A 24,899-nucleotide genomic window follows, 5' to 3' on the forward strand; every position below is an offset into this window, starting at 1 on the left:
ATTATTTTTTATTATACTTTGCAACGAATTCCGAAAGCTTCTTCAGTTCCTCATCCGTACCTTTAAATACACCTTTAGGCATTGAACCTTTTCCCTCTTTCGCAATTTTAGCAATTTCTTCTGGCTTTAAAGTTAAGTTTTGCAGTGCCGGTGCTGCTGCCCCGCCTTGTAAATTGTCACCATGACATGTTAAACAAGTATTTTTTTGCATTAATTTATAGCCATCATCATTTTTATCAACTGGCGCTGTTTTTACAATTGCTCCTTGTTTTTTTGCAGCTTCCCAGTCGTGGTGTGCTACAGATTCCCAAGTTAAAAAGATAATCGATGCAATTGCTAAAAGCATAAATCCAGTTGCCACAGGACGCTTCAATGGACGTCTTTCTGGACCTCGATCAAGAAATGGAGCTAACAGTAATGCTCCAAACGCAATCCCTGGCATAATAAATGCTCCAATTACAGTAAATGAACCGGAAGCATACGAATACTTTAATAACTGATACAAGAATAAGAAATACCAATCTGGAAGTGGTATATATCCAGCATCTGTTGGGTCCGCCATTCTCTCAAGCGGCGACGGATGCGCCACTGTTAAACATAAATAACCGATTAAAAAAACTGCACCAACCATCCATTCTTTTAACAAGAAGTTCGGCCAAAATGCTTCTGTTTTCCCTGGGTATTCAGAATAGTCTTTTGGAATATTTGGTTTCCGAGCTACTGGTACCCGAGAATCTCCTACAAACTTCATCCCTTTGCCGCGATGCATAATCTCCCTCCTTTAGTTCTTTCCCCTTTAATTTAGCAATCTCTTATAGTGGACCGGAAATACCTTGTTTGCGAATCATGATGAAGTGGAAGGCCATTAAACCTAGAAGTGCTGCTGGTAAGAAGAAGACGTGAATAGCAAAGAAGCGAGTTAATGTTTGAGCGCCAACAATTTCGGAATGACCAGCGAGTAATGTTTTAATATAAGGACCAATGAGCGGTGTTTGCTCTGCAATTTGAATCCCTACTTTTGTAGCAAATAAAGCTTTCATATCCCACGGTAATAAATATCCGGTAAAACCAAGACCTAACATAACAAAGAAAATAAGAACACCAACAATCCAGTTTAACTCACGGGGCTTTTTATACGCACCTTGGAAGAAAACTCTGAGTGTATGTAAAAACATCATTACAATTACGAGACTAGCACCCCAGTGGTGCATACCACGAACAATTTGCCCATAAGCAACTTCATTTTGTAAATAGTAAACTGATTCCCAAGCATTTTTAATATCAGGCACATAATACATCGTCAAAAACATTCCAGATAAAATTTGAATTACAGTAACGAAAAAGGTAAGTCCTCCAAAGCAATAGACGAATGCAGAAAAGTGATGTGCCGGGTTTACATGTTCAGGTACTTCATGATCAGCGATATCACGCCATATTGGTGTAATATCTAATCTTTCATCCACCCAATCATAAATTTTATTTAACATCTACTTTGCACCCCCTCTTGGCTTCGCTTTTCCTAGATACAGCGTTCCATCTTTCACTTTAGACTCGTACACATCAAGCGGAGCAAGGGGTGGCGTACCTTTAATGTTAATCCCATCTTTTGTATAACGACCCCCGTGACATGGGCAAAAGAATTGATTCGGATGTGCTTTGTCCGAATTCCAGTTAACTGTACATCCTAAATGTTTACATACTGGAGAGAACGCAACAATGTCTCCGCTTTCATCTTTATGAACCCAAGCTGATTTTGGTTCTTCAGACTTGTACCAACCATCAACCTGCTTCACTTTAAAATCGAAACGCTTCGGCTCTGTTGTAATATCCTTTACTTGCGCAACAGCAACCATATCCGTTCCCGCTTCTTTTCTTAACACCGGATCAAGCGCAAATCGCGTCATCGGCATTAAAATACCGGCAGCCATAAAGCCTCCTACCCCTGTGAGTGTGTAATTTAAAAATTGTCTTCTTGACACGCGATGTTCTTTCTCGCTCACGAAAATTTCCCCCCTCTATCAGAAATTGTCCCCTCGTGATAAATTATATAAAAAATAAAAACTAGGACACTATCATGATATAATACGCTCATGCACAGGTCAATATCATACTACTCATAATAATAAGAACTTTCTGTTTATTATGAGTTTCCCCATTTCTCTTCCAACATCACCATTATATTTTTTATATGTGCATGAATAACTTCTCTTTTTGCTTGATCACTAAATTGTTCTAATGCTAATGAAGGAAACCAAAACAAATCTCCCTGTAACTCTTGCATATCCTCTTTCCATGAAAAATCACTTGTAACATAAGCAATATGCTTAAAACCTTCACTTCGTAAATGATTTGTCCATTCTTGCAAACGACCTTTTTCATTCTTTTGACTTTCTACCAAATACGTAAACGCAGGCAGTAAAAGCACTCTTCCCTTATACTCTCTTTCCAATTCCGTGCTCAACAATTCGATAAATTCACCTTGTTCTACAACCATTTTCATTTCTTTTGCTGCCGAAATTGATAACAGCGGTATTACTCCTGTATCAACATACTCTCTTGCTTGCTCAAACTGTTCCACATCTTTTACAATCCACTTCAAATTCCTTCCCTCCTTCACTTACAAATGACAGAACTTTCACTTTATATATATTAAACCATACTAAAAGAGGTAAAAAAAGAAAAACTACCCAATATAGGTAGTTTTTCTTGATGAAAGTCTGAAATTTGTAAAAATTTATTAATCCAAATAAATTCTATAAAGTTTTTAACTCTGCCGTTAATCTATGAAACGCTTCCTTATCTTGCTTATCTAACGCTTCATCAATTTGTTTCAAAAGGCGTTCTCTCCTAAACGAAAATACACTTTCTTCCAAAAACCTTTCTGCAAGTAAACGATCTTTTTCATTTACTTCAATATGCTTTGGTAGATATGGGTTTTCTTCTAATACAGCTACATAATTCGCATTTTGAAACGATGATTTAAAGTTGAGTTGAATATAAATATCCTCATCTCGATTTAAACGAATATCATGAAACGATTTTTCAGCATCTGTTGTCATAACATTTTGTTTAAAAAAGTGAAACGGTGTGTCTTTCACACAATTCGCTGACATCACTAAGCCACGCGGACAATATTTTGCATGCTCTACGAAGTGGACTTTATGCATCAATTGGTCGTGACTCATTAAATAATTCAGAATCCATACACATTCACGCTGTTTCAGTTGGTAATTATTCAAAAACCATTTTACAAAATCCTTCTTCTCGTTTACAGAAACAGGGGTATTCATAGCAATTAAGTCCCTCCTCTGTCTTTCTCTTTTCTTTTTAGATTCAAGAAGCGGCATTCAGTTTCCTTCCAACTTATGAAAAATCCTCTAAATTATATAACAACTCTTCAATATGAATTTGTGTCGGGTCTAGTTGTAATAACTGGGTAAATACTTCTTTCGCCTCTTTTCGTTTTCCTTCTTCCAATAAGAAATAACCGTACTCTTCTAAGAAGTCTGGATGATTCTTAAAAGAAGTATATGCACTTTCATAGTGTTTTAATGCATCCGAATACATTTCTAATTGTTTTTTTGCATACGCAAGATCCCAAAGTAGTTGTGTATCTGGTTCTCCACTATCAATAGCACGCTCTACAATTGCAATTAACTCTTCGTACTTTTCTTGTTCTTTTAAGATATATGCATATTTTAATGTTGCACCTAAATGCCCTGGATCTAACTCAAGCGCTTTTTGAAGAACTTCCTCTGCTTCTACTATTTTTCCTAATTTCGCCGCAATGTTCGCTAACTCTACATAAAATGGAACTGAAAGCTCATCTACTTTAATTCCTTCATGAAGCGTTTCATAGCTTTCTTGAAGCATTCCTTCTTTTTCATAGCTTTTCGCTAAATACATGTACAGTGATGCGTACTCAGGGTCTAATTCTTTTAGTTCTTGCCAAGCACCAATTGCTCTCTGATATTCTTCACCTTGGTATAATGTGAAGGCATATCCAAATAATGAGTGAATATCTTTTTGTTCCTCTAGGCCTGCTTCATAATAAGAAATCGCTTCTTCCCAGTTTCCGATCGCGCTTAACGTTTCTGCGAGGCGAAGTGCGATCACAACACCACCCATTACTTTATGTTCCGCTAATAGCGATTCATAATAAGTAATTGCCTTTTGTTCTTCACCTTTACTACTATATAATTCTGCTAAACCAAACGTAATAACAGGTTCATCAGGCATCATTTCTTTCGCCTTTAATAGTTTTTGCTCTGCTACATCATCAAAACCTTGCATTTGGAATAAATCTGCAACAAGTAATAACGATTGAACATATAAATCGTCATTTTCTGGAATATCATGAAGCACTTCAATCGCTTCATCTTCTTTATCTAGATCAATATATAATTCTGCTAAAAATACAGTGAATTCACTTTCTTCTGGATACAGTAAACGTAAGTCTTCAGTAATTGCTAATGCCTCATCTGTAAATCCAAGTGTATGATAGTAACGAGCGATATCATACTTCTCTTCATCATTCGCAATTTTTAATTGTTCTTTTAATAATTGTAATCCTTTTTCCGCTTCACCATTTTCAATATATGAAACAGCTTGTTCAAACTTTTGCATAAACGTCTCCTTTAATTCTAAAAAATATTCTCTTCTGTTCATTTATCATAAGCAACTCACTGTTAGAACGCAACCTTTAGAATGAGCATGCTTCTTCTTATACTTCTTCCTACAGAGTAGTTAATTGTTCAAAAGGTTCGGATATGACACCGATACCTTATCATCATCTTCTATTGTACCGCTTTCTTTTATGACCGTGCAAATAACTTCTCTCACTAATTATCAAGCCATACAAACCGTGGTTTACAGAATAACTTAATTAGCAGTCTTCAACCTTTATTTTGAATGCGATAAAAAAGGCTCCTATAATAGGAGCCTTCACAATCTCTTAAGAATATGTTTCTTCTTTCTGTACTTGCTCATTTACAAGCTCTTTCAGTAACTCTATAATTTCATCATTTTCTTCCTTCAAACCGACAGTAATACGAATACCATCATCGATACCAAATGCAGCACCAGAACGAACGATATATCCTTTTTTCATTAATCGTTCGAAAGCTTCATTACCTGGTATACCGAGTTTTAAGAAAATGAAATTTGTTTGAGATGGATAATAGAATACGTTATATTCTTTACAAAATGCATAATACTGATTTAAACCTTCAGCATTCTTTTGCACACAATCTTGTAAAAAGGCTTGATCTTCTAATGCAGTGAGTGCTACAGATTGGGCTACAGTTGATGTATTGAATGGTAACCTAGCTACTTCTAGCTGTCCGATTAACTTCGCATCCCCAATCGCATATCCGATACGAAAAGCAGCTAAACCATATGCTTTTGAAAACGTGCGTAAAACCATAAGATTTTCATACTTTTCAAGAAGTGGTAATGTTTGCGGATAGTCTTCTGCTTCCGCGTATTCATAATATGCTTCGTCCATAATAACGAGAGCCGACTTAGGAACTGATTCTAAAAATGAAAGTAATTTTTGTTTCTCAACATATGTACCTGTTGGATTATTCGGATTACAAATCCATACAATTTTCGTTTTCTCATCTACTTGCTCTAGCATTGCATCTAAATCGTGAATACCATCTTTAAGTGATACTTCACGAACTTCTGCTCCTTCAATAACAGCATGGTGATGATATTGTGAAAACGTAGGATTCGCCATTACAACGTTTGTTCCTTCATGTAGTAACGCTCGGCTAATCATTTGAATGACTTCATCTAATCCACTACCAAATAGTAGTTGTTCTGCTTTTACACCTAAATGTTCCGCTACTTTTGTCCGAAGTTCAAAGGCATATCCATCTGGATAAAGGGCATATTGGCTCGCTAAAGAAGTTAATGCTTCTGTCACACGTGCTGAGCAACCGAATGGATTTTCATTGGATGCTAATTTCACAATTTTTGATAAACCATATTCTCTTTTTACTTCTTCAATGTTTTTCCCAGGCACATACGCTCTCAAAGTTAACAATTGCTCTTTCACTCTCATTTTTCTTCCCCCAGTCATTTCATTCAATTTGATTACAATACGGTTATAGCCCCTTACTGTAATCTTTTGTCATAACCATCACTATTACGAGAATACCTCTAAATGAGCACTTCACAGCACTTCGCTATCATTTTAAACCATATCTTTTTGAAATGCCTCTAACGCAATATGAACAGTCTCATCTGAAATAGATACGACATTCACTACCCCATATTCCTGCATAAGCACCATATGAATTGCTCCTGCATTTGCTTTCTTATCTTGTTTCATCAATTGAACGAGGCGCTCTACATTCAAATCGCTTGGCATTTTTGGATAGCCGTATTTCAAGAACCACTGCTTCATATCTTCATAAGCAAGATCAACCTTGTACACTTGCTCACTTAAAAATATGGCGAATAACATTCCAACCGCTACACCGTCACCGTGAGTAATATTTCCATACCCTAGCTCTTTTTCAAGAGCATGTCCTAACGTATGTCCAAAATTCAAATGAGCACGTACACCCTTCTCTGTTTCATCTTGTGACACAACATTTGCCTTTACAGGAATCGCCTTCGTTAATATATGGATTAACTTCTCATCATGAAGATCCGCTAATGTTTGCACTTCTTCTTTTAACCAATGGTATAGCTCCACATCACCGATAAGAGCATGCTTTATCACCTCTGCATAACCTGAACGCCACTCTTTTTCAGGAAGAGACTGTAAAAAAGGTGTATGATATACAACTGCTTCTGGCTGATGGAATGCACCAATCATATTTTTACCTAACGGATGGTTAATCGCTACTTTCCCACCCACTGCGCTATCGTGCGCTAATAAAGTTGTCGGAACCTGCACAAAGCGAATACCACGCATAAACGATGCAGCAACAAAACCAGCTAAATCTCCAATCATTCCGCCTCCAAGTGCAAGAATTAAAGAATTTCTATCTAATTTATTTTCAAGAGCTGACGTATGAGCCGCATAGAAATTTTCGAAAGACTTCTCTTTTTCGCCACTTGGTACAACAAACGAAAACACGTGCTGCTCTACTTGTAATGCATCGATAACTGTCTGTAAATGTAGTGATGCAACAGCTTCATCTGAAATAATCATTACGTTAGATACCGCTGGCTGCATATTTTGAACGATCGTTGTTAAGTTTGACAACACTTCTTTACCAACATGTACATCATATTCTTTTGATTTCGTTTGAATATGTATGTTTCCCATTAAAATCCCCTCGCATATTCATTATGTTTCTCAATATTTTCACGAATTAGTTCCATACGATCTAATCCGAATTGTTCTATTAAAGCTGTCGCTAATTCCCAAGCCACAACCGCTTCTGCAACGACACTAGCTGCTGGCACTGCACAACTATCTGAACGTTCAATGCTCGCTGTAAAAGGCTCTTTCGTATCAATATCTACACTTTGAAGAGGTTTATAAAGTGTAGGTATCGGTTTCATCACACCGCGCACAACAATTGGCATTCCAGTCGTCATACCGCCTTCTAATCCCCCTGCATTATTTGTTCTTCGTGTATATCCATGCTCCTCATTCCACAGAATTTCATCATGAACTTCACTTCCTGGTCTATGCGCTGCTTCAAAACCAATTCCAATCTCGACACCTTTAAAAGCATTAATACTCATAATTGCAGCTGCTAATTTCGCATCCAGTTTTCGATCATAATGCACGTAGCTACCTACTCCAATTGGCATCCCTTCCACAATTACTTCAACGATTCCACCAATTGAATCACCATTTGCTTTCGCATCATCAATCGCTTTCATCATTTGGTTACCAGCTTCGTCATCTAAGCAACGTACAGGAGATGCTTCGGTAATACTCTTTAATTCTTCAATTGAACTATACGTAATCTCCTTAGCTTGTACACCGCCAATTTCAATTACATGGCCCGCTACTTTAATACCAAGTTCTGCTAACACCTTTTTAGCAACCGCACCAGCAGCAACACGCACCGTCGTTTCGCGCGCTGACGAACGTTCCAGTACATTCCTCATATCTCTATGACCATATTTAATCGCACCATTTAAATCAGCATGCCCAGGCCTTGGTTTTGTCACTTTCCTTTTCATCTCTTTTTCTTCTTGCTCAGTTAAAGGCTCCGCCCCCATAATTTTTGTCCAGTGTGCAAAATCACGATTTTCAACAACAAGTGCAATAGGGGAACCTAATGTTTCTCCATGTCTAACACCACTTAAAATTTGCACTTGATCCGTTTCAATTTGCATGCGTCTACCGCGCCCATATCCCTTTTGCCTTCTAGCTAACTCTTCGTTTATATCATCTGCTACTAAAGACAATCCTGCCGGAACACCTTCTATAATCGTTGTAAGTTGTGGACCATGAGATTCACCAGCTGTAATATATCGCATACGTTATTCCTCTTTTCGTATATGTATTTATCTCACTATATTAACTTTTATCATTCTAAAAATATTAAAGAAATTATATCATAAATCGACCATTTTCTTATTCTATATTTCCGATAGTCCTAATTTAAATATCAACATATCATAACAGTTCAAACTTCGTAACTAACTGAAAATAAAAAAAGTGCAAGAAGAATACCCCTATTCTCCTTGCACTTTTTACTATTATCACAGTTATTAAAGCGTTTACAAATTATTTCAAAATAATTAGTAAATCCATTCATTCATTAATTTTGAGTAGTCAACTAATTCTTCTTCTTTAAAGAAAATAGCAATCTCGCGCTCTGCGCTTTCTAAAGAATCAGAACCATGGATAATGTTTTTCGCAACAGTTACACCGAAATCTCCACGAATTGTTCCAGGAGCTGCTTCATGTGGTCTTGTTTTCCCCATCATGTTACGAGCTGTATCTACTACACCTTCACCTTGCCATACCATTGCGAATACAGGTCCAGATGTAATAAAGTCTACTAACTCACCAAAGAAAGGTTTTTCCTTATGCTCAGCGTAGTGTTGTCCAGCAATTTCTGGAGTGACTTGCATTAATTTTGCACCAACTAATTGAAAGCCTTTTTTCTCAAAACGAGCTACAATTTCCCCAATGAAGGCACGTTGTACACCGTCTGGTTTTACCATTAGAAATGTTTTTTCCATAAAAAATCTCTCCACTTCTGAATTATGTATGTAATTGTATATCCCCACACACATATTATCACCCTTATCACAATTGTGCAATAGTTTTGAAATAGAGAGATTATTTTATTTTTTAGAATAAACCTTAAAATTTTCGTTTTCCAATATACTTTGCAACATTTTGTAATGCGTACTTTGCTTTTCCACGTGGGAGTGGTTTTATTATTTCTAAAGCTTTATGTAAATAACGTTCACTAAACGCAAATGCTTGATCAATTGCTGTACTATTTTTTACAGCATCAATAATTTCTTGCATTTCACTTGCTGTTGAATTTTCATGTACAGATGTGATTTTCTGGCGAAGTACGGGATCTTCCATCGCATATAAAGCAGGAAGTGTAATATTCCCTTGTAGTAAATCTCCACCAGCAGGTTTTCCAAGTTTCTCTTCTGTAGAAACGAAGTCTAAAATGTCATCAATAATTTGATAAGACATTCCTACAAAATACCCATACCAAAATAGACGATTTACCGTATCACGATTAGCACCAGCAGCAATCGCTCCCAATTGACAACTCGCGGCAATTAATAATGCTGTTTTTCGCTTTATTCTTCTTAAATACGTTCTTAAATTTTGGTCATAATTGTATTTATCTTTAATTTGTTCAATTTCACCTTTACAGACTTCTAAAATAGTATGTGATAACGCTTGATGTGCCTCTGGAATTTCGATATTGGTTATACATTCAAGAGACTTAGCGAACAGATAGTCCCCTGTATACATCGCAATACGATCTCCCCATTTCGCATTCACAGTCGCACTGCCGCGTCGTAAAAATGCAGCATCAATAACATCATCGTGAACAAGAGAAGCCATATGAATAAGTTCTAACGCAACAGCAACATGCTTAATCGCATCTAACTTATAATCTCCAAATTTCCCTGCAAGCAACACAAATACAGGACGAATTCGTTTCCCACCAGCTTCAATAAGCTGTAATGCTGCCTCTTCTACTAATGGCTGTTCAGAAGCGACTGTCTTTTTTAATTCTTTTTCTATCACATTAATATCCGATCGTAAAAAAGAGTACATAAGTTGTAACTTCATATTGTTCACCTTAACCTAAAACTTCTTTTTTCTATTTTGATTCTGGTTTAATTCCTAAATGCATTGCTGCTACCCCAAAAGTAAATGGTTTCACTTGCACACGTTCAAGTCCAGCTTGCTCAAACATTTGAGCCAATTCTTTCATCCCTGGGAACGTACTAGCAGATTCTTGAAGCCATGAATATTCTTTATAACTTTTCGCAAACATCTTTCCAAATAACGGCATGATATATTTAAAGTATAAAATATAGCCTTGTCGAAAACCAATCATTGTTGGTTGAGATGTTTCTAAACAGATTACTTTTCCACCTGGTTTTACTACACGCGTCATTTCTTTTAATACGTGCATATAATCCGGTACGTTACGTAAACCAAACCCAATCGTCACATAATCAAACGTATTATCTTCAAACGGAAGTTCCATTGCATTCCCATGTAGAAGTTCTACTTGTTTTAATTGTAACGCCTCTACCTTTTGCTTACCGACAGATAACATATTTTCACTGAAGTCTAAGCCAACAACCTTTCCTTGCTCACCTACGGCTCCAGCTAGCGCAATTGTCCAATCTGCGGTTCCACAGCATACATCAAGCGCTTGACTGCCTGGTTGTACATCCATAATTCGCATCGTTTCTTTCCGCCACGCTTTATGTCTTTGAAAACTAATTACAGAATTCATCACATCGTATTTATCAGAAATCTTTTCAAATACGTCATGTACTCTTTCTTCTTTTGATTGTTGCATGCTCGTACCTTCTTCCAATGTAAAATTGCTTATGTCTTCTATTTATTCCTTAACACAGAATTTATTTCATTTATGTCTGTGTGATTTTCTAAAAATTGTTTTTCTTTCTTTCTCAATTCCTTCATCCAACCATTAATCACTACTTCTGCTTTATCCCCTAAAGCATCTTGCATAGCTTGAAAAACAGGTGAATGTTGCTTATCAGCATACAATTGAATTTCTTTTTGAAGGCGATTTCCACCTAATACGTATGTGATAAATGGCTTCCAATGTGATAACTGAAAATGATCACATGTTTTTTGAAGGAGCGCAGACTCAATCGTTACTATGCTTTTCATTATGTCATCCGTCGTTTCATGCGCTTTTTGGTATAACATAATTTTGTGTTCATTTATCTCTTTAATTCCTTCAGCAAGTGCACGAATTAAAACAATATCACGATTCATAGACAATAAATAATAATATAGTCCACTATAGTAATCGCCTGCAAGTACTGTTAATTGACGACATTTATGGAATTCAATCTCTTCCTCGCCTGCTTTATTTGATACCCTTTCATGCGTATCAAGCGCAATTTGTACAAGCATAATTGTTACTACGTAATGCTCAATTTGTTCTATATGTAAGTTTGCACTCTTTAAAGCACCATATAACAATGCTATCTTTTCTTCATCAATAAATGGTTCTTCAATATAGTTTATAAAATAAGGATGGCGTAATTTCTCCATCAATTTTTCTTTTATACCCGCATACCCTCCGTAGATGTCACACACAAAAAATCACCCTTGTTTTCTAATTCATAAAACTTATTATAACACATACACTCTATTTTCTATAACCAAAACTTGGCTACACCTACCATTCATGTAAGCAATCTTTCTAATCTCACTCTGTCTAGTTAAAACTATATCATTTATTTACTAAAAAAAAAAAGAAAAGCAGTTTCCCGCTTTTCTTTACTTCGTTTTAATAAACGATAAAATTTCACTGCGCGCTGCAGCATCATTTTCAAGCACACCACGCACTGCTGTCGTTACTGTTTTCGCACCTGGTTTTTTCACACCACGCATCGTCATACACATATGTTCTGCTTCTACTACTACCATTACACCATGAGGCTCTAGTACTTCCATAATAGAGTTCGCTACTGTTGATGTAATACGTTCTTGTAGTTGTGGGCGACGTGCAATTGTATCTACGGTACGAGCTAATTTACTTAACCCTGTTACCTTTCCACCTTGCGGAATATATGCAACGTGAGCAACTCCATAGAATGGTACTAAATGATGCTCACACATCGAATAAAATGGTATATCTTTTACTAGTACAAGCTCTTCGTGATCTTCTCCGAATACTTTATGCAAATGCTCTTTCGGATCTTCATGCATACCTGAGAACACTTCTGCGTACATTTTTGCAACACGCTTCGGTGTATCAAGTACTCCCTCACGATTTGGGTCATCCCCAATCGCCTCTAAAATAAGGCGTACTGCATGTTCAATTTGTTCTAAATTAACTTTTGCCATCCGCTAGCCCTCCCGAAAACCTAAAAGTGATACGAACACATTCTAGCATATTTATGTTTTTAAAAGCAAAAAGAAGAGTTCCCAAAAAGGAAACTCTTCTTCCCTGTTAATATGTAAGGATTATTTAACCGCATCTTTTAACGCTTTACCAGGTTTGAATGCAGGTACTTTACTTGCAGCGATTTCAATCTCCTCACCTGTTTGTGGGTTACGACCTTTACGAGCCGCACGCTCACGAACTTCGAAGTTACCGAATCCGATCAGTTGTACTTTATCACCTTGTTTTAAAGCTTCTAAGATAGAATCAAAAACAGCGTCTACTGCTTTTGTTGCGTCCTTTTTAGAAAGGGAACTTGCTTCTGCAACAGCATTGATTAAATCTGTCTTGTTCATGCCATTCACCTCCTCCCAAAGATAAGACTGTATAATGATCATAAAATGAGTCTTACTTTCATTTGTAGGCAATTTTTGCAAATTCTATACTACAAAGATGTAGATAAATCATTATCAACGCCTATATTATACGATTCTCCTTTATAATTCAATATTTTTAAGGAAATTGTTACTCTTAAAATGTGAAAATCTGATGAAACTTGACAATTTACAACAATGTATTAGATAATGACTGTTTATTTTTCTATTTTATAATAAAAAAAAACAAAAAATCCCTCTACAATGAGAGGGATTTTTTCTTATAGTATAATCGCAATTAATCCGCCAGATCCTTCATTAATAATTCTTTCTAGCGTTTCTTTTAATTTATATCTAGCATTTTCTGGCATTAAAGATAATTTCGCCTGAATTCCTTCTCGAACAATCGAGCTAAGTGAACGTCCAAATATATCAGAATTCCAAATTGATAACGGGTCATCTTCAAAATCTTGCATTAAATAACGAACTAATTCTTCACTTTGCTTTTCAGTACCAATAATCGGCTCAAACGTTGACTCTACATCTACTTTAATCATATGAATAGATGGCGCTACCGCTTTTAACTTCACACCAAACCTTGAACCGTGACGAATAATTTCTGGCTCATCTAAGCTCATATCCGCTAATGCAGGTGCTGCTACACCATATCCTGTTTGCTTAACCATACGCAGTGCATCCGCCACTTGATCGTACTCTATTTTCGCATGAGATAAATCGAGCATAAGCTTTAATAAATGATCTTTCCCTCGAATTTCTACTCCTACTACTTCTTTTAAAATCTGATCATATAATTCATCTGGCGCATATAAATCAATCTCCGCCACACCTTGCCCCATATCAATGCCAGCTAGGCTCGCTCGATCAATAAATTCATATTGACTAAACTGCCAAACAACGCGATCCACATCACGAAGACGTTTTATATCCTTCACAGTTTCTTGAACTGCTTCTTGATAACTTTGACGCAACCAATGCCCTTCATTTAGCACCATTACCCAACTCGGAAGGTTCACATTCACTTCTAATACAGGGAATTCAAATAGCGCTTCACGAAGTACATTATATACATCTGTTTCTCTTAAACTCTCCACACTCATTGCAATAACCGGGATATCATATTCTTCTGATAAACTTTGGCGTAATTGCTCTGTATCTGGATGATACGGCTGTACCGTATTAATTATCATAATGAAAGGTTTTCCTACTTCTTTCAACTCATTTACAACGCGTTCTTCTGCCTCTATATAATCTCTTCTTGGAATTTCACCAATTGTTCCATCTGTTGTAATTACAACACCAATTGTTGAATGTTCTTGAATTACTTTACGCGTGCCGATTTCTGCAGCTTCATGGAATGGAATAGGTTCTTCATACCAAGGGGTATTAATCATACGCGGGCCATTCTCATCTTCATAGCCCTTCGCTCCAGGAACCGTATATCCAACACAATCTACTAATCGAATATTCACTTCAAGTCCTTCATCTACTTCGATAGAAACCGCTTGGTTTGGAACAAACTTCGGTTCCGTCGTCATAATTGTACGACCAGCAGCACTTTGAGGCAATTCATCCTGCGCTCTTTGACGGTCAGACTCATTCTCAATATTTGGAATAACTACAAGTTCCATAAATTTTTTAATGAATGTTGATTTCCCTGTTCGAACAGCTCCTACAACTCCAAAATAAATATCACCGCCTGTTCGTTCTGCAATATCTTTAAAAATATCTACCTTTTCCAAGTGATTCCCTCCCTCAAAATTTTTGGGAATAATTCCACGTTTATAGTCAACTAATACCTTCTCTAACGTTGCCTATAATATCTGATATAATATAATGGTATTCTAGAAGTTCGGACAATATATCATATAATTTTGTCCAATTTCATATGACTATTAAAAAATATCTTTTGTTTGCATCGTAAGTTGTATAACATAAAAAACCTTTCTTCTAGAACTTATTCACTAAAAGAAAGGTTCATGACTTATCATTTTAAAAAAATTGGTTCTCCGTCCTTTACTGTGTACGGTAAAGAATAAGCTGGTACAAATGGGGAACCTTTCGAAAGGATATTTCGAATATCTTCTCCCTCTGTAAACTGCCCTTCATTTTTTTTCAAAGCGTCATATAAGTCGATTCTATAATCAACAAAAACTTCTCCTTTTTCATTAATTACAAAAGGAAGTCCTTTACCAGAATATGGACTTGTCACTTGTGGCACATCTTTATATCCTAGTTTTTTGAAATCCAATTCATATACACCATCTGAAATTACTTTTTTAAAAGGTGGATATTGATGTTCATCACGATACATCCTAAGCTTTAAAGATAGTTCCTGAATTTGTTCAGCCATCCTAACATCAATTAACTTTACTGTCGGATTTGTTTCAACGTCTATTAATACGTATTGATATACTCCTCCACTTTCATACGCATTCCCTGGCGCTTCTTGTATGTAACGCGGGGCAATCTGTTGAAAATCGATTGGATACTTTTGATAAATAGGTGTACTCATATCCCTCGTCTTAATTGGCAATATCCCATCATTTTGCTCCTTAAATGTCACAACAGCTTTTTGAACAACCTGTAGCTGATCTTCATAAGGAACCGCATTTTGCTTCATATTTTCTTTCGGATACAGACACCCCGTTAAAAGGCTCATACAACAAAATATTAAAATAATATGGAATTTTTTCACTAGCATCACCTTTTCATACTAATCTAATTTGCTCCGTATGTAGTATTTTCGAGACCATTCCATTTACTGCTGTACAGGTCCACTAAATACAACAAGAAAAATAACAATTCCTGACACAATCATAAGGGTGTACGCTACTAACGCTGTAATCCCTTTCAAAAATTTATTCTTTATTCTATGTCTACTTAATAAAATAAAACTTACTGCAAAAAACATAAATCCAATTGCCCCTAAAGCCAACCACATTTTCATAAGCCCTTCTGACATATACACACCCCTTTTTATTAATCTATTTTTATACTATTTTAACAAATTAAAATCTTTAAACAAATACAAAAAGAACATTTTACTACAAATCGCGAGTATGTAACTTTAATCAATAGGTTTTCCAGCATTTCTCACCAATCTAGGAAAAAATAAAACCGAAGCGATTGTATCTCTCGCTTCGGTTGACCAAATATGCCCAAAAACAGCTCTATTCCCATTCTTTCATGGCTATCATATGCAATCTCCAAACTCTTTGTTTCTCATAATTTATTTTTTAAACATTTTGCTTAACGAGCCAAAATCTGTTGGCATATTATTATTAATAATCGCTTTTACAATTTGATCCTCTTGCTCTTTCGGCACTTCACGTCCCGCCATAAGAGCCACTTGATGAATTAATTGACGAAGTACAGTTTCATCACGTAAATTCGCATTTTGCACGGATGATGCTAATTTAAAAATATCCTCTTTATTTACTTTCGCTTCCTTCTCAATATTATTAAAAATATTATTATCCATTCTTTTCACCCTCTCCTCAAGTTACTCTTCATCCTATGCAAAAATGAAAAAATGGTGAAAAGACCCAAAAAATAAAAAAGCGACAGAAGTACAAATGTACTTCTGTCGCTTTTCTTTACAGTAAATCAGGTATAGCTTCCACTTCATGTTTTCGAACACGTCCCATCAATGAGCCTACTGCATCTTTTACGTTATTCCCATTGAACAGCACGTCATATAAAGCAGCTGTAATCGGCATTTCAACTTCCATTTTCTCTGCCAATTCATGAGCAGCTTTCGTTGTTCTTACACCTTCCACAACCATACCCATGCTTTCTAACACTTCTTCTAAAGAGTGTCCTTTTCCAAGCATATTTCCAGCGCGCCAATTTCGGCTATGAACACTTGTACAAGTTACAATTAAGTCTCCCATACCAGTTAGACCAGCAAACGTTAACGGATTCCCGCCCATTTTTCTTCCTAAACGAGCAATCTCTGTTAAACCACGTGTCATCAATGCCGCCTTTGCATTATCACCTAATCCAAGACCATCAGTTATACCAGCAGCTAATGCGATAATATTTTTTAACGCACCACCAAGTTCAACTCCAACGATATCTGGATTTGTGTATACACGAAAATAACTATTCATAAATAAATCTTGTACTTCCTCAGCCGCTTCCATACGCTTTGCTGCAGACGTAACTGTTGTCGCTTGTCGTAAACCGACTTCTTCAGCATGACTCGGTCCAGACAGTACAACAACATCTTTAATTAAGTGCTCTGGAATTTCTTCCTCAATCACTTCCGAAATACGTTTTGACGTACCAGGTTCAATTCCTTTGCTCGCATGAATCCAAGTAATTGGTTCAGTAACAATTTCTTTCATCTCTTGTAATACATCTCTGTACGCTTTCGTTGGTACTACTAGCAGTACTGTATTTACATCTACTAATGCTTCTTCTAAAGAAGAGTAGGCTACGATTGTGCTTGGCAATGTAATGCCTGGGAGATATCGACTATTCTCATGTTTCGTATTAATTTCATCCATAAGTTCTGGGCGATTTCCCCAAATACGTACATCATGTCCATTGTCAGCTAATACCATCGCTAACGCTGTTCCCCAGCTACCTGCTCCTACTACTGTGATTTTTGTCATAAAATCACATCCTCTCCATTAGTCTCTTGCTCTAGCGATAATGTGAATCGGCGTTCCTACGAAGCCAAATGATTCACGTAAGCGATTCTTTAAGAAACGCTCATATGAGAAGTGCAATAATTCTGGATCGTTTACAAACACAACAAATGTCGGTGGTTTTACCGCAACTTGTGTTGCATAGAAAATTTTCAGACGGCTACCATTATGAGTTGGCGTCGGATTCATCGCTACCGCATCCATAATTACATCGTTTAATACGTTCGTTTGAATACGGATACTATGACTTTCATTTACCTCATCGATAACCGGTATTAATGTTTGTGTACGTTTTCTCGTTTTTGCAGATAAGAACACAATTGGTGCGTATTCTAAGAATTGGAAATGAGCACGGATATTTTCTTCAAATGCTTTCATTGTTTTTTCGTCTTTTTTCACTGCATCCCATTTATTTACAACGATAACAACAGCTCGCCCTGAATCATGAGCATATCCAGCGATTTTTTTATCTTGCTCAATAATTCCTTCTTCACCATCTAAAACGACTAAAACAACGTCAGAACGTTCAATCGCTCTTAGCGCACGAAGTACACTATATTTTTCTGTACTTTCATACACTTTTCCTTTTTTACGCATACCAGCTGTATCAATAATTACATAATCTTTTCCATCTTTACTATATGGTGTATCGACAGCATCACGAGTTGTTCCTGCTACATTACTAACAATTACACGCTCTTGACCAAGAAGAGCATTTACAAGTGATGATTTCCCTACGTTTGGACGTCCAATTAAAGAGAAACGAATTGTGTCTTCATCATATCCGTCTTCTTCAATCTTTGGAAAATGTTGTGCAGCTTCGTCTAGTAAGTCACCTAACCCTAATCCGTGTGTACCTGAAATTGGGAATGGTTCGCCAAATCCTAATGCATAAAAGTCATAAATGTCACTGCGCATTTCCGGATTGTCCACTTTATTTACTGCAAGTACAACCGGTTTATTTGAACGATATAAAATTTTTGCAACTTCTTCATCAGCTGCTGTTACACCGTCACGACCGTTTGTCATAAAAATGATAACATCCGCTTCATCAATTGCTACTTCAGCTTGTTGACGAATTTGTGTCAAAAACGGCTCGTCTCCAATATCAATTCCGCCCGTATCAATAATGTTAAATTCATGATTTAACCATTCTCCAGCGCTATAAATACGATCGCGCGTTACACCTGGAATATCTTCTACGATTGAAACTCTTTCTCCAACAATTCTATTGAAAATAGTAGATTTCCCTACGTTCGGGCGACCTACTATCGCTATTACTGGTTTCGGCATATACTTTCATCCTTTCAACTTGCTTCTGTTTATTATGTAAAAAACCCTTCTTTGTGCAAGAAGGGATTTGCATTCCAGAATATTTCTCAACGTATCAAAACACCTCACATTATAACACACGTTGCTAATGTTTCACAATAATATATACATTCTCTTGTAAGCGGTGTGCAATACCATCTAAAATTGCTTCTAAATTATTTGCAACAAATTCTAGTTCCTCCGTCGATTCGCAAACGAATAAAGGAGCACCACCTGCAAATTTTTCTGGAGTCGTTGTTATAACTGCCAGAATAACACTTTCTAACATCATCTCTTATCTCCCCTTCCTTTTGGGGCTTCCGATGACATATGGACAGCACTTTCTAACGTTGGTACATTTCCTATGACACCTATCGCTTTCTCTGCATCTTGATCTTGCGGCAGGACAAAAATCCCAACCCTGCCATCCTCTAAATCACGCTTTGCTAACGGTACAAGCGCTGGTGTACCAGAATCTCTATAAATCCCTAACGCTACTGAAACATCGTGTAAAATAGCTTGTCGTTGCCCTAAATTTGAGATTGTAACCATCGCATCAATTGATTTCGGCTTTAAAATAAAACCCATACCATATTTCATAATTTCTTCTTGTCTTGCTGGCAATCCAATATTCATAATGTAAATATTGTCAATATAAAGCCCTGCTCCTTCAAAACGAAGCGGAACGTGCTCAATTTCAACAAGATCATGTAGCCTTTTACCAGACATTAATTTTTTCGCGATAAAAAATGCGATTATAGCCATAATTACTCCTGCAATCCATGAACGGAATCCTATATACGCAAACGTCGTTGCAAACGACGTTAACATTGCCAAATAGTTGCGACTTTCAAAAACCAATGCAATTCCTTCAATGTATGTATTTCCACGCGGTACGAGCTCATACCCATCTAATTGTTGAAGCGTATTTCTTTCCATATTACGTACATCACGAAATTGTGTCGCTGCTAATGTAAGAAATGTAATGGCAGAAAAATCTTTTTTCAAAATAGACGGGATTGCAATCGCTCCTAAAGCAGCTGCAATTAACCCCATTGCAATATGAATAATTTTCCCATGTAGCCTCGTCGGATATTGCCGCGTATCCGTCCGAAGCATTAGCACCCTTGTAACTGTCCCCGCTATTACGCCGCATAAAATGGCTGGTGTATATTCAGTCATGTATTACCCTCGCCTTTCTTTTACGTGTTTTTCTCTTAAACCGTTCCATGTATACTGATGCTTTTGCAATCCAAAACAATATTGCCATGAATAATGTAGAAATGGCGACGATATCAAAAAATGCTAAACTACCGTAATCATATGGAAAATTCAATTTCCTAAAAATAAATGTCACTAGCAGCTCTCCTTGTAACATCCCTACATATAGAGAACATAATCGTAATATGCGATCCCCATGCAATAACACCGATGCATACACAAGAGCACTACTTAGCAGAAACACTCTATCCACCACAATCCAAATCGGATCATATATTTCTAACAGATGAAAACTTGTATATAACATTGCAATAATAAGTGCCGAAAGTAAGCTATACACTTTTTTCCAGACAGAATATAGCGTGATCCCTATAAAAGAAATAATACAAAGTAAAAGAGCATTTACTGATACCACGAATGAGGCAATCGTTACATGTAACGGAGAGCAAATTATAAAAATCAGTATACAAGCGCCTAACTTCCACCGGATAGGGTCCTTTTTCATAAAAAAGGTTACAATGATCCACCCTATCCAAGCTACAAAATAAAAAGTACTTCCATCCATCAACTTCACCTCCTATGTTTTCCATTATGGGAACTTTTTATGAAAGTTAATCCACTTTATTTACGCATAGTTTTTTCTTATAACAGCAACACTTTTAACAAGGAGGTGTTATTCATTATGGGTAAAGATCGCCAAGAACGAAAACTACGAGAATCACGCCGCGTTGAATCCGATCGTGATCAATCACTACAATATCCAGGTGCAACTGGACTTGATACACCAGAACAGGCTCGAAAACAAAACCAGCACTAATTAATACCAAAAGACGGTTTCTATATTGTACGAAACCGTCTTTTACATAATCAGTTTAATGATTTCTATTTATATTGAAATAATATTTCGCGCACTATATCCTCCCATTACTTCTTTTTACCTTCACCTATTCCCATTAAAAATTAAGTTCTCTCCAGTAATTCGACAACACACCATCTACATTTTTCAACCCTTTTTCAATTACAATTTTTACGAAATGATATTTTTATATAATGCTAATTCCATTCTCCACTTTATATTACGAAAAAGAATAGAACAAAAAAAAATCAACCGAATGGTTGATTTTTTATCTCCTACTATAATGCGCAGTATCAATACCACGCTGCATTAACCAATGATATGTTTCACCCTTTACAACAAGAGGTACAGATTGCAACTCTTCTATCGTCTTCGCACCAAGAGCTGTCATTATAAATTTCAAATCTGTATGTAGAAGCTCAATTTCATCTACTAACTTCTCGATACCATCTTGCATTAAAATACGTAAAAAATAACCAGCAAACGCAGTTGTATTCGCCCCTAATGCGATTGCTTTCGCTACGTCAAGCGCTGTTTGTATACCCCCAGATGCAATAAAAGAGAGGTTATTATTTGTAGAGGTTGCTTCAATAATCGAGGTTGCTGTTTGTATGCCCCAGTTATTAAAATAAGAAAGCATTCGCTGTCTTCTTTCGTTTTCAACAGCAGCAAAATTCGTACCACCTTGCCCACCAATATCAATTGCTGTTACACCTACGTTCACTAACTGTTGCATTGTTTCCTTACTCATCCCAAATCCAACTTCTTTTACAATGATAGGAACTTTACTATTTAAAACAATTTTCTCAATGCGCTGAAGTACTCCAGTAAAATCACGGTCTCCTTCTGGCATCGTTAACTCTTGTATGACATTTAAATGAATTTGTAATGCATTCGCTTCAATCATATCAACGGCGCGCTCTGCCTGCTCGATAGTTGCCTCACTACCTAAATTAGCAAAGAAAATACCATTTGGGTTTACCTTTCTAATCACCTTATAAGAAGCAGCTTCACTTTCATCTTTTAACGCCGCCATTTGCGAACCTACAGCCATAGCAAGGTTATGATGTTTCGCTACATATGCTAATTGCTCATTAATATGTAACGTTTTCTCTCCTCCACCACCAGTCATCGCATTGATAAAAATCGGCGAACTTAGTGAAAGTTCGCCGATTTTTGTTTCACATGTTATTGTGTCATAATTTGAATTTGGCAAGCTTTGATGCACAAAATCAATATCATGAAAGCCATGCGTACGAGACTGACCAGTAGAAAGAGCGTATTCAATATGATCTAATTTACGTTTTGCCCTTACCACTTGTACCCCTCATTATTTCTTTAATTTTTTCAGTTGTTCACCAATAATATCACTTAATTGGAAAGTAGCAGAATCAGCATTTGGCTCATACTGACTATAATCTTCAGTTACATTATTTTCCTCAAGCGCTTCTTTTATACTTAAAGAAATACGTTTCTCTGCTACGTGAACTTCAAGTACTTTCACTTTTACTTCTTGTCCCATTTCCAATACTTCATTCGGATTTTTCACGTGACGATTTGCAATTTGAGATACGTGTACAAGCCCTTCAACGCCCGGTAAAATCTCAACGAATGCACCAAATGTAACAAGGCGTTTTACTACTCCCTCACGAATATCTCCAGCTTTTATTTCGCCAGCAACGTTTTCCCAAGGTCCTGGTTGAGCTGCTTTAATTGATAAAGAAATACGTTGTGTATCAGCATCAACAGATAACACCTTTACCTTAACCTTTTGACCTTGCTCTAACACTTCAGAAGGTTGCTCTACACGTTCGTGTGAAATTTGTGAAATGTGAACTAAACCGTCCACTCCACCAACGTTAACGAATGCGCCAAAGTCAGTTAATCGTTGTACTGTTCCTTCAACAACGTCCCCTTCTTTTAATGAAGAAATTGCTTCTTTTTTCTTAGAATCTAGTTCTAATTCTACTACCGCTTTATGCGAAAGGATTACACGATTTTTTTCACGGTCTAATTCAACAATTTTCACCGCTAATGTTTTACCTTTATAGTCAGTAAAGTCTTCTACATAATGTACTTCTACAAGTGAAGCTGGAATAAAACCGCGAACACCAAGGTCCACAACTAATCCGCCATTCACAATATCTTTTACAGTAACATCAAATACATGACCAGAAGTAAATTTCTCTTGTAGTTCTACCCATGCTTTTTCTGCATCAACAGCACGTTTAGATAAGACAAGATCATCTTCTTCTAATTTAATAATTTTCAACTCTAGTGTTTGATCTAATTCTACAACATCGCTTGCTTTTTCAATATGAACGTTAGCTAATTCACTAATTGGAATTACGCCATCTGTTTTGTATCCAACATTTACAAGCACTTGTTTCTCTTCAACCTTCGTTACAGAACCTGTAACAACGTCACCAACTTGTAATTCTTTTGAATCCATAACTTCTTCATTCATTTTCTCTACCATGGAAATACCTCCCTACAGAATTGACAAAGCATTTTTTATGTATATACGAAATGAAAACAAAGTTTTCATTTGCATGTTTAAGAATTTCTCATCACATACTCTTTTTCAATAACATTCACAAGAAAATATATTAAACCTATATAAATAGTATACAGCAAAACCAGCTTGAAAAAAGTATGTTTTGAAATATAATAGCGAATATATTCTGACAGTTTCATTCCTCTTTAACTAACTTCTTACAAATCAGCTCATTTGTCAAGGAAAGAGACTCACAATTCACGTATCCTTTACATTTCTATTTAAACAAAAAAAGAAAGAGGACTATCCCCTTTCTTTATTTCGCAAACACTCCAGAAACAATGCTCATAATTTTTTGGACAACTTCTTCAATTGATAAAGAAGTCGTATCTAATTCCAATGCATCATCAGCCTTTTTTAGTGGAGAAACTTCGCGTTCTGAATCTAATTTATCACGCTGAGCAATTTCTTCTTTTAGCTGCTCTAAATTAGAATCGAAACCTTTATTTAAATTTTCTAAATGTCTTCTTTCCGCTCTTTCTTCAACAGAAGCAAGCATAAAGATTTTCACTTCAGCATCCGGTAATACATGTGTACCAATATCACGGCCGTCCATTACAACGCCGCCTTTTTTCGCTAACTCTTGCTGACGACGTACCATTTCTTCACGAACAAGGCGATGTTTCGCTACAATAGATACTCGATTCGTCACATCAGGTGTACGAATTACTTCAGAAACATCTTGTCCATTTAAAAATACAAGCTGTGTATTTTCTCCTTGCTGAAACTCAATATTTACATTCTTTACAACTTCCATTAACTGCTCTTCATTTTCAATGTCTACTTTTTGTTCAAGGGCTGCATATGTAAGCGTACGGTACATTGCGCCTGTATCAATATAAACGTAAGAAAGTTCCTTCGCAACAACTTTTGCCACTGTACTTTTCCCAGCAGCTGCTGGACCATCTATAGCAATTGAAATTCGTTTATCCATTGTAACACCTCATTTTTTCACTTATAAAACAAAACGAAAAGCAGGTGTTCACCCTGCTTCTTCTCATTTGCTTCACGTCATTAAATCCTCAATTATTGTAGCATAATCCTTCATAGAAGAAAATGAAAACTACCTATTCACCTGCAAGATTTCCACTTTGTTTTTTACCATGACACCTTCATAATAAACAATTTTAGATAAATATTTCACTGATGACTTATGTATAAATAACAATTGCACAACAGAAAGACAAATGAATTGTATTATTAATATACGAATAAAAATTCTCTCCATCTTTTTCACCGGAATTCTTCCCTCCTATACTATATTTGCACATTTCGTTTCATGATTTTATACATCGTACATATAGCAGTTAATTTTATTGTCATTTTCGAGGCATACTTTTA

29 protein-coding genes are annotated in these 24,899 nt (G+C 36.4%); 1 reads left to right on the forward strand and 28 read right to left on the reverse strand.

Annotation, left to right across the window (positions count from 1 at the left end; genetic code table 11):
* Position 1: 1 nt before the first annotated feature.
* The 24 genes from qcrC to GBN91_RS08120 form a co-directional block, all read right to left on the reverse strand.
* Entirely contained in the window at positions 2 to 769 is a 768-nt protein-coding gene (gene qcrC, locus GBN91_RS08005; protein WP_000554603.1) for a menaquinol-cytochrome c reductase cytochrome b/c subunit, read from the reverse strand.
* A gap of 43 nt (positions 770 to 812) precedes the next feature.
* Complete coding sequence (gene qcrB, locus GBN91_RS08010; RefSeq protein ID WP_000932700.1) at positions 813 to 1,487, reverse strand: menaquinol-cytochrome c reductase cytochrome b subunit; 675 nt, start codon at positions 1,485 to 1,487, stop codon at positions 813 to 815.
* Positions 1,488 to 2,000 carry a menaquinol-cytochrome c reductase iron-sulfur subunit gene (qcrA, locus tag GBN91_RS08015; protein ID WP_001290418.1) on the reverse strand — a complete coding sequence of 171 codons (513 nt, stop codon included), beginning with the start codon at positions 1,998 to 2,000 and terminating at the stop codon, positions 1,488 to 1,490.
* Positions 2,001 to 2,140: 140 nt separating this feature from the next.
* Positions 2,141 to 2,599 (reverse strand): YpiF family protein, encoded by a 459-nt coding sequence (locus GBN91_RS08020; protein WP_000871313.1) that lies wholly within the window; start codon positions 2,597 to 2,599, stop codon positions 2,141 to 2,143.
* A 154-nt stretch (positions 2,600 to 2,753) separates the two neighbouring features.
* Entirely contained in the window at positions 2,754 to 3,290 is a 537-nt protein-coding gene (locus tag GBN91_RS08025; RefSeq protein ID WP_001095925.1) for a ReoY family proteolytic degradation factor, read from the reverse strand.
* 73 nt (positions 3,291 to 3,363) lie between these two features.
* Complete coding sequence (locus tag GBN91_RS08030) at positions 3,364 to 4,626, reverse strand: tetratricopeptide repeat protein (protein ID WP_001168671.1); 1,263 nt, start codon at positions 4,624 to 4,626, stop codon at positions 3,364 to 3,366.
* Positions 4,627 to 4,954: 328 nt separating this feature from the next.
* Positions 4,955 to 6,067, reverse strand: a complete 1,113-nt coding sequence (gene hisC / locus GBN91_RS08035) for a histidinol-phosphate transaminase (RefSeq protein ID WP_152121379.1) — start codon at positions 6,065 to 6,067, stop codon at positions 4,955 to 4,957.
* A 132-nt stretch (positions 6,068 to 6,199) separates the two neighbouring features.
* Positions 6,200 to 7,285: a 3-dehydroquinate synthase gene (gene aroB, locus GBN91_RS08040; protein ID WP_000526821.1), complete on the reverse strand. Its 1,086-nt coding sequence runs from the start codon at positions 7,283 to 7,285 to the stop codon at positions 6,200 to 6,202.
* Positions 7,285 to 8,457 carry a chorismate synthase gene (aroC, locus tag GBN91_RS08045; RefSeq protein WP_001269384.1) on the reverse strand — a complete coding sequence of 391 codons (1,173 nt, stop codon included), beginning with the start codon at positions 8,455 to 8,457 and terminating at the stop codon, positions 7,285 to 7,287. Before aroC ends, aroB begins: the two co-directional genes overlap by 1 nt.
* Before the next feature lie 264 nt (positions 8,458 to 8,721).
* A complete protein-coding gene (ndk, locus tag GBN91_RS08050) occupies positions 8,722 to 9,168 on the reverse strand; it encodes a nucleoside-diphosphate kinase (protein WP_000415883.1) in 447 nt (148 codons plus the stop codon).
* Between the two features lie 124 nt (positions 9,169 to 9,292).
* Positions 9,293 to 10,255 (reverse strand): heptaprenyl diphosphate synthase component II, encoded by a 963-nt coding sequence (gene hepT / locus GBN91_RS08055; RefSeq protein ID WP_000776077.1) that lies wholly within the window; start codon positions 10,253 to 10,255, stop codon positions 9,293 to 9,295.
* Between the two features lie 31 nt (positions 10,256 to 10,286).
* Entirely contained in the window at positions 10,287 to 11,000 is a 714-nt protein-coding gene (gene menG / locus GBN91_RS08060) for a 2-heptaprenyl-1,4-naphthoquinone methyltransferase (protein WP_001187674.1), read from the reverse strand.
* A gap of 38 nt (positions 11,001 to 11,038) precedes the next feature.
* Positions 11,039 to 11,773, reverse strand: a complete 735-nt coding sequence (locus GBN91_RS08065) for a heptaprenyl diphosphate synthase component 1 (protein ID WP_000332847.1) — start codon at positions 11,771 to 11,773, stop codon at positions 11,039 to 11,041.
* Positions 11,774 to 11,956: 183 nt separating this feature from the next.
* Complete coding sequence (gene folE, locus GBN91_RS08070; RefSeq protein ID WP_001151482.1) at positions 11,957 to 12,526, reverse strand: GTP cyclohydrolase I FolE; 570 nt, start codon at positions 12,524 to 12,526, stop codon at positions 11,957 to 11,959.
* Positions 12,527 to 12,646: 120 nt separating this feature from the next.
* Positions 12,647 to 12,919 carry an HU family DNA-binding protein gene (locus GBN91_RS08075; protein WP_001043860.1) on the reverse strand — a complete coding sequence of 91 codons (273 nt, stop codon included), beginning with the start codon at positions 12,917 to 12,919 and terminating at the stop codon, positions 12,647 to 12,649.
* A 299-nt stretch (positions 12,920 to 13,218) separates the two neighbouring features.
* Positions 13,219 to 14,697 carry a stage IV sporulation protein A gene (gene spoIVA / locus GBN91_RS08080; RefSeq protein ID WP_000416519.1) on the reverse strand — a complete coding sequence of 493 codons (1,479 nt, stop codon included), beginning with the start codon at positions 14,695 to 14,697 and terminating at the stop codon, positions 13,219 to 13,221.
* Between the two features lie 245 nt (positions 14,698 to 14,942).
* The gene (locus tag GBN91_RS08085) at positions 14,943 to 15,653 is read right to left on the reverse strand and encodes a hypothetical protein (protein ID WP_000713407.1); all 711 of its coding nucleotides are present in this window, start codon (positions 15,651 to 15,653) and stop codon (positions 14,943 to 14,945) included.
* A gap of 63 nt (positions 15,654 to 15,716) precedes the next feature.
* The gene (locus GBN91_RS08090; RefSeq protein ID WP_001289008.1) at positions 15,717 to 15,920 is read right to left on the reverse strand and encodes a DUF2768 domain-containing protein; all 204 of its coding nucleotides are present in this window, start codon (positions 15,918 to 15,920) and stop codon (positions 15,717 to 15,719) included.
* Between the two features lie 267 nt (positions 15,921 to 16,187).
* Complete coding sequence (locus tag GBN91_RS08095; RefSeq protein WP_000369754.1) at positions 16,188 to 16,439, reverse strand: stage VI sporulation protein F; 252 nt, start codon at positions 16,437 to 16,439, stop codon at positions 16,188 to 16,190.
* Positions 16,440 to 16,554: 115 nt separating this feature from the next.
* The gene (locus tag GBN91_RS08100; protein ID WP_000161763.1) at positions 16,555 to 17,577 is read right to left on the reverse strand and encodes an NAD(P)H-dependent glycerol-3-phosphate dehydrogenase; all 1,023 of its coding nucleotides are present in this window, start codon (positions 17,575 to 17,577) and stop codon (positions 16,555 to 16,557) included.
* 18 nt (positions 17,578 to 17,595) lie between these two features.
* Positions 17,596 to 18,906 (reverse strand): ribosome biogenesis GTPase Der, encoded by a 1,311-nt coding sequence (gene der / locus GBN91_RS08105; RefSeq protein WP_001125893.1) that lies wholly within the window; start codon positions 18,904 to 18,906, stop codon positions 17,596 to 17,598.
* A gap of 124 nt (positions 18,907 to 19,030) precedes the next feature.
* A complete protein-coding gene (locus tag GBN91_RS08110) occupies positions 19,031 to 19,216 on the reverse strand; it encodes a capping complex subunit for YIEGIA (protein WP_000979059.1) in 186 nt (61 codons plus the stop codon).
* Positions 19,213 to 20,106, reverse strand: coding sequence for a YIEGIA family protein (locus GBN91_RS08115; protein ID WP_000141596.1), 894 nt, complete (start codon positions 20,104 to 20,106; stop codon positions 19,213 to 19,215). The genes GBN91_RS08110 and GBN91_RS08115 overlap by 4 nt, the downstream gene beginning before the upstream one ends.
* Positions 20,099 to 20,710: a YphA family membrane protein gene (locus GBN91_RS08120; protein WP_006924441.1), complete on the reverse strand. Its 612-nt coding sequence runs from the start codon at positions 20,708 to 20,710 to the stop codon at positions 20,099 to 20,101. The genes GBN91_RS08115 and GBN91_RS08120 overlap by 8 nt, the downstream gene beginning before the upstream one ends.
* A gap of 117 nt (positions 20,711 to 20,827) precedes the next feature.
* Here GBN91_RS08120 and GBN91_RS08125 point away from each other — a divergent pair, with 117 nt between their 5' ends.
* A complete protein-coding gene (locus GBN91_RS08125; RefSeq protein ID WP_000513900.1) occupies positions 20,828 to 20,962 on the forward strand; it encodes a YpzI family protein in 135 nt (44 codons plus the stop codon).
* Positions 20,963 to 21,269: 307 nt separating this feature from the next.
* On the opposite strand, the gene GBN91_RS08130 is transcribed toward GBN91_RS08125, so the two are convergent.
* The 4 genes from GBN91_RS08130 to GBN91_RS28760 form a co-directional block, all read right to left on the reverse strand.
* Complete coding sequence (locus GBN91_RS08130; RefSeq protein ID WP_000251036.1) at positions 21,270 to 22,319, reverse strand: type 2 isopentenyl-diphosphate Delta-isomerase; 1,050 nt, start codon at positions 22,317 to 22,319, stop codon at positions 21,270 to 21,272.
* Between the two features lie 12 nt (positions 22,320 to 22,331).
* Positions 22,332 to 23,480, reverse strand: a complete 1,149-nt coding sequence (gene rpsA, locus GBN91_RS08135) for a 30S ribosomal protein S1 (RefSeq protein WP_000229559.1) — start codon at positions 23,478 to 23,480, stop codon at positions 22,332 to 22,334.
* Between the two features lie 334 nt (positions 23,481 to 23,814).
* Complete coding sequence (cmk, locus tag GBN91_RS08140) at positions 23,815 to 24,492, reverse strand: (d)CMP kinase (RefSeq protein ID WP_000361252.1); 678 nt, start codon at positions 24,490 to 24,492, stop codon at positions 23,815 to 23,817.
* A 129-nt stretch (positions 24,493 to 24,621) separates the two neighbouring features.
* On the reverse strand, positions 24,622 to 24,795 hold the full coding sequence (locus GBN91_RS28760) for a YpfB family protein (RefSeq protein ID WP_000738057.1): 174 nt from the start codon (positions 24,793 to 24,795) through the stop codon (positions 24,622 to 24,624).
* Between the last annotated feature and the right edge of the window lie 104 nt (positions 24,796 to 24,899).

It is taken from the genome of Bacillus sp. B1-WWTP-T-0.5-Post-4 (assembly GCF_009183795.1).
In the GTDB taxonomy this organism is placed as follows: domain Bacteria; phylum Bacillota; class Bacilli; order Bacillales; family Bacillaceae_G; genus Bacillus_A; species Bacillus_A cereus.

Bases quoted from the DNA above. Each gene is read 5' to 3' on its own strand.
- GBN91_RS08030 (WP_001168671.1), bottom strand. From the start codon at position 4,626: ATGCAAAAGTTTGAACAAGCTGTTTCATATATTGAAAATGGTGAAGCG.
- GBN91_RS08120 (WP_006924441.1), bottom strand. From the start codon at position 20,710: ATGGATGGAAGTACTTTTTATTTTGTAGCTTGGATAGGGTGGATCATT.
- der (WP_001125893.1), bottom strand. From the start codon at position 18,906: ATGCCGAAACCAGTAATAGCGATAGTAGGTCGCCCGAACGTAGGGAAA.
- hisC (WP_152121379.1), bottom strand. From the start codon at position 6,067: ATGAGAGTGAAAGAGCAATTGTTAACTTTGAGAGCGTATGTGCCTGGG.
- ndk (WP_000415883.1), bottom strand. From the start codon at position 9,168: ATGGAAAAAACATTTCTAATGGTAAAACCAGACGGTGTACAACGTGCC.
- GBN91_RS08090 (WP_001289008.1), bottom strand. From the start codon at position 15,920: ATGTCAGAAGGGCTTATGAAAATGTGGTTGGCTTTAGGGGCAATTGGA.
- aroB (WP_000526821.1), bottom strand. From the start codon at position 7,285: ATGGGAAACATACATATTCAAACGAAATCAAAAGAATATGATGTACAT.
- GBN91_RS08100 (WP_000161763.1), bottom strand. From the start codon at position 17,577: ATGACAAAAATCACAGTAGTAGGAGCAGGTAGCTGGGGAACAGCGTTA.
- cmk (WP_000361252.1), bottom strand. From the start codon at position 24,492: ATGGATAAACGAATTTCAATTGCTATAGATGGTCCAGCAGCTGCTGGG.
- aroC (WP_001269384.1), bottom strand. From the start codon at position 8,457: ATGCGATATATTACAGCTGGTGAATCTCATGGTCCACAACTTACAACG.
- rpsA (WP_000229559.1), bottom strand. From the start codon at position 23,480: ATGGTAGAGAAAATGAATGAAGAAGTTATGGATTCAAAAGAATTACAA.
- qcrB (WP_000932700.1), bottom strand. From the start codon at position 1,487: ATGTTAAATAAAATTTATGATTGGGTGGATGAAAGATTAGATATTACA.
- GBN91_RS08095 (WP_000369754.1), bottom strand. From the start codon at position 16,439: ATGGATAATAATATTTTTAATAATATTGAGAAGGAAGCGAAAGTAAAT.
- GBN91_RS08075 (WP_001043860.1), bottom strand. From the start codon at position 12,919: ATGAACAAGACAGATTTAATCAATGCTGTTGCAGAAGCAAGTTCCCTT.
- folE (WP_001151482.1), bottom strand. From the start codon at position 12,526: ATGGCAAAAGTTAATTTAGAACAAATTGAACATGCAGTACGCCTTATT.
- qcrC (WP_000554603.1), bottom strand. From the start codon at position 769: ATGCATCGCGGCAAAGGGATGAAGTTTGTAGGAGATTCTCGGGTACCA.
- hepT (WP_000776077.1), bottom strand. From the start codon at position 10,255: ATGAAGTTACAACTTATGTACTCTTTTTTACGATCGGATATTAATGTG.
- GBN91_RS08115 (WP_000141596.1), bottom strand. From the start codon at position 20,106: ATGACTGAATATACACCAGCCATTTTATGCGGCGTAATAGCGGGGACA.
- GBN91_RS08025 (WP_001095925.1), bottom strand. From the start codon at position 3,290: ATGAATACCCCTGTTTCTGTAAACGAGAAGAAGGATTTTGTAAAATGG.
- GBN91_RS08125 (WP_000513900.1), top strand. From the start codon at position 20,828: ATGGGTAAAGATCGCCAAGAACGAAAACTACGAGAATCACGCCGCGTT.
- GBN91_RS08110 (WP_000979059.1), bottom strand. From the start codon at position 19,216: ATGATGTTAGAAAGTGTTATTCTGGCAGTTATAACAACGACTCCAGAA.
- menG (WP_001187674.1), bottom strand. From the start codon at position 11,000: ATGCAACAATCAAAAGAAGAAAGAGTACATGACGTATTTGAAAAGATT.